The organism is Nocardia abscessus (assembly GCF_015477775.1).
Classification (GTDB): Bacteria; Actinomycetota; Actinomycetes; order Mycobacteriales; family Mycobacteriaceae; genus Nocardia; species Nocardia abscessus_A.
Genome location: NZ_JADLQO010000044.1, coordinates 1 through 3,476, shown reverse-complemented (window position 1 = coordinate 3,476; position 3,476 = coordinate 1). Strand labels below are relative to the sequence as shown.

Sequence of the window (3,476 nt, the reverse complement as noted above, 5' to 3'; positions counted from 1 at the left end):
CCAGATACTCATGGCGCGGAAGTTACAGAACGACCGTGCAGATCATGGCGAACCAGCTGCACCCGCAGCACGATCACCCCTCGACCAGCGGTTACGTCATATCCGTTGCTTCTTCGGCGATTACTACTTCTGATCGCTATTTCATCTGATGATGAACACCGACCACCCAGCAGGCCGGTATTCAGATCGGTGCTGCGGAGGTCAGCACACCGGTGCTCCATGGTTGGGGCGGTGCGTCGAGAATCATAGCGGCAGTGAAGGGTTCGACAGAGTCTTCTGACCTGCACACTTGCGGGGTGCTTACATCTGATGAAAGATCCCTTCGTCTGATGTAAGCGGTTATGGAGGGTGATGCCGGTGTCGCGGGATGTTCTGGCGCCGGGCGCGGCCCGGCTACAGCTGGTCGACGGCGTCTCTCTGCTCCGGCCTGACGAGCAGGTGTTCACCGCGATGCTCGACGGCTGGCGCAACCAGCAGCTCGCGCGAAACCTGGCGTTCTCGACGATCAACTCACGGGAGAAGGCGGTGCGGGCGTTCGCCGCGCACGCGGACGCATTTCCGTGGGCCTGGAGTTCTCAGATGGCCGACGAATGGCTCGGCGACCTGCGCGCGCTGCGCAATCTGAAGCGGTCGACCCTGCGCAACTACCAGAACTCGATCAGCCTGTTCTGCGCCTACCTGATCGATCCCGCCTACCAGTGGGCGACCGAGTGCGAACAGCGGTTCGGCACGCACCCGATTCAGGTTGTCCACGAATGGAACACCGCCGTGCACGTCCAGGAAGCCGAGGCCGACGCCGGGAAGCGAGCCTTCACCCGTGACGAGTTGCAGGTGTTCTTCGACCACGCCGACGCCCAGATCGGTGCAGTCCGCGGCCGCGGCCGCAAAGGCTGGCTTCCGGCGTTCCGGGACGCGGTGCTGTTCAAGACGGCCTACGCGTTCGGGTTGCGCCGCAACGAAACCCGGATGCTCGATGCGGTCGACTTCGGCCGCAACCCCGAGGGCGCGGAGTTCGGCGACTACGGCGTGGTCTACGTTCGCCACGGCAAGGCCAAGAAGGGCTCCCCGCCGAAGCGACGCAGCGTGCTGACGGTCTGGGGATGGTCGGCCGAGATCCTCGAACAGTGGCACGAGGAGGTCCGGCCGCTGCTGCCGACCGCCGCCCACGGCGCGTGCTGGCCCTCCGAGCGCAGCGCCCGGATCGGGTTCACCCAGATGAATACCCGCTTCGCTGCCTACCGCGACGCGGTCGGCCTGGACCCGGCGCTCGACTTCCATTCTCTGCGACGCTCCTACGTCACCCATTTGATTGAGGACGGCTGGGACCCGCGGTTCGTTCAAGAACAGGTCGGCCACGAGCACGCGTCCACGACTTCGCTCTACACCTGCGTGTCGTCGGACTTCCGCACCCGGACCCTGCGCCGGGCGCTGGACGCCACCATGGACGCGATCCTGAAACCCGCCGGGAGGACACGATGAAACGCCAGATCAGCTACCAATGGCGGCTGCGCGAGGTCATGGCCACCCACGGCATGTTCGCCGCCACCGACCTCGAACCCCACCTGCACGACCGGAGCATCAATCTGTCCTCGGTCCAGGTCTGGCGCCTGGTCACCCAAACCCCGGAACGGCTGTCCATGCCGGTGCTGGCCGCGCTCTGCGACATATTCGACTGCACCCCAGCCGATTTGATCGCCACCAAAGCCGAGAACGCCGCACCTCGCAAGACCGCTGCCGCCGGCGAGAACGTCGTCGACCTGGCCAACACGATCCGACCCAAACGCGCCCGGATCCGTCCCGAGGGATGAGCCTGCCGCCCACCCGGGAACAGCTCGAACGCTGGCAGAAACGCGACTGCGTTCGCTGCGGCCGCCACGCTTACGCTGCCGCGTGGTGGCCCGACGGCACAGTCTGCCGCACATGCTGCGACCGCGCGCTGCGCATCCGCGGTTGCTGCCCCGGCTGCGGCCAGGATCGTGTCCTGCCGGGGCTGACACTCGAGCGGACCCTGATCTGCACTGGTTGCGCCGGATTCCGGACCTCAGTTGCCTGCGTTCGCTGCGGCACCGAGGGCAAACTGCACCGCGGCAAACTATGCAGCCACTGCTCTCTCGCCGACCGGCTCAGCGGCCTGCTCGGCGACGGAGCCGGACAAATCCGTCCAGAACTGATGCCATTGTTCGATGCCCTCACCACGATGGAGAATCCGGCCACCGGGGTGAATTGGCTCTACAACCCCTATGTCCCGCGATTCCTGCGCGGCGTCGCTGATGGTTCGATTCCCCTGACACACAGTGCCTTCGATGAACTCGAACCTTGGCGCGCGGCCGCGCACCTGCGCGAGCTGCTGATGAGCTGCGGCCTGCTGCCGACCATCGACAAGCAGCTGCTGCTATTCGAGCGTTGGCTTCCTGGCCACCTCGCCGCGATCGGCAACTATCACCATCGCCGGATCGTGAAAGAGTTCGCCACCTGGAGAGTTCAGCCCCGGTTGCGAGCCCGGGCCCAACGCGGACCGCTGACACCGGGCAGCCGCCGCAACGCCGGCGCCCAGATCATGCGGGCCACCGAGTTCCTGGCCTGGCTCAGCGAATCCGACCTGACCTTGCGCCGCTGCGACCAGGCCACGCTCGACCGCTGGCACGCCACCCACCTGATCCACCAGCGCACCAGCACGAAGCCGTTCCTCGATTGGGCAAAATCCACCAGCCGCATGCCGCGACTAGATATCCCGGCGTCACCAGCGCCGCCCGGGCAGCCGCTCACCCAACACCGGCGCTTGCAGATCCTGCGAAAGCTCCTCACCGACCACGAGATCGACCTTCGATTGCGGGTCGCATTCACCCTGCTGCTGCTCTACGGCCAGCCGCTCAGCAGAATCGTCCGGCTCACCATCGACGACGTCATCGCCGCCGGCGACGGCGTCTCGATCCGATTCGGTGAACCACCGACACCGGTCCCCGAGCCCTTCGCCGGTCTGATCCTCGATCTGATCGACCAGCGCGCCAACATGCGGACCGCGACCAACCCGAACTCCCGCTGGCTCTTTCCAGGCCGCCGCGCCGGCCAACCGCTCCGACCCGAAACCCTCGGCCAGCAGTCCGCGAAAAGCGGAGTCCCCACCGTCACCGGCCGGATCTCAGCCCTACGGCAACTCGTCCTGCAAGCACCAGCACCGGTCGTCGCCGACGCCCTCGGCATCCACTACACCACTGCCCACCGCCACCGCGACCACGCTGGCGGCAGCTGGAACCGCTACGCGCCAGGCGACCACAGCCGCTGATCGCTACCGGCCCGGTCGACCTGAATACCGACTACCTGAATACCGGCCCCTGCCAGTCCGGCACCCCGAGTTCGCATCCGATGCAATCGGCGGCAGAAGTAGTCATCGCGCGGAAATCAACGAAGTTGCCTGGACCAGCGATGATGCGGGATGGGGTGCTGTAAAGAATTGTGCCACCAGGTACATGAAAGGC

At 65.8% G+C, this 3,476-nt stretch carries 3 protein-coding genes; all 3 read left to right on the top strand.

The genetic code is table 11. The features are described from left to right. Nucleotides 1-351 precede the first annotated feature (351 nt). Nucleotides 352-1,479, top strand: coding sequence for a tyrosine-type recombinase/integrase (locus IU450_RS39120; RefSeq protein WP_195154756.1), 1,128 nt, complete (start codon nucleotides 352-354; stop codon nucleotides 1,477-1,479). Beyond that, nucleotides 1,476-1,808 carry a helix-turn-helix domain-containing protein gene (locus IU450_RS39115; protein ID WP_195154755.1) on the top strand — a complete coding sequence of 111 codons (333 nt, stop codon included), beginning with the start codon at nucleotides 1,476-1,478 and terminating at the stop codon, nucleotides 1,806-1,808. Before IU450_RS39120 ends, IU450_RS39115 begins: the two co-directional genes overlap by 4 nt. A 362-nt stretch (nucleotides 1,809-2,170) precedes the next feature. Further along, nucleotides 2,171-3,283, top strand: coding sequence for a hypothetical protein (locus IU450_RS39110; RefSeq protein WP_195154754.1), 1,113 nt, complete (start codon nucleotides 2,171-2,173; stop codon nucleotides 3,281-3,283). The last annotated feature ends 193 nt before the right edge of the window (nucleotides 3,284-3,476 follow it).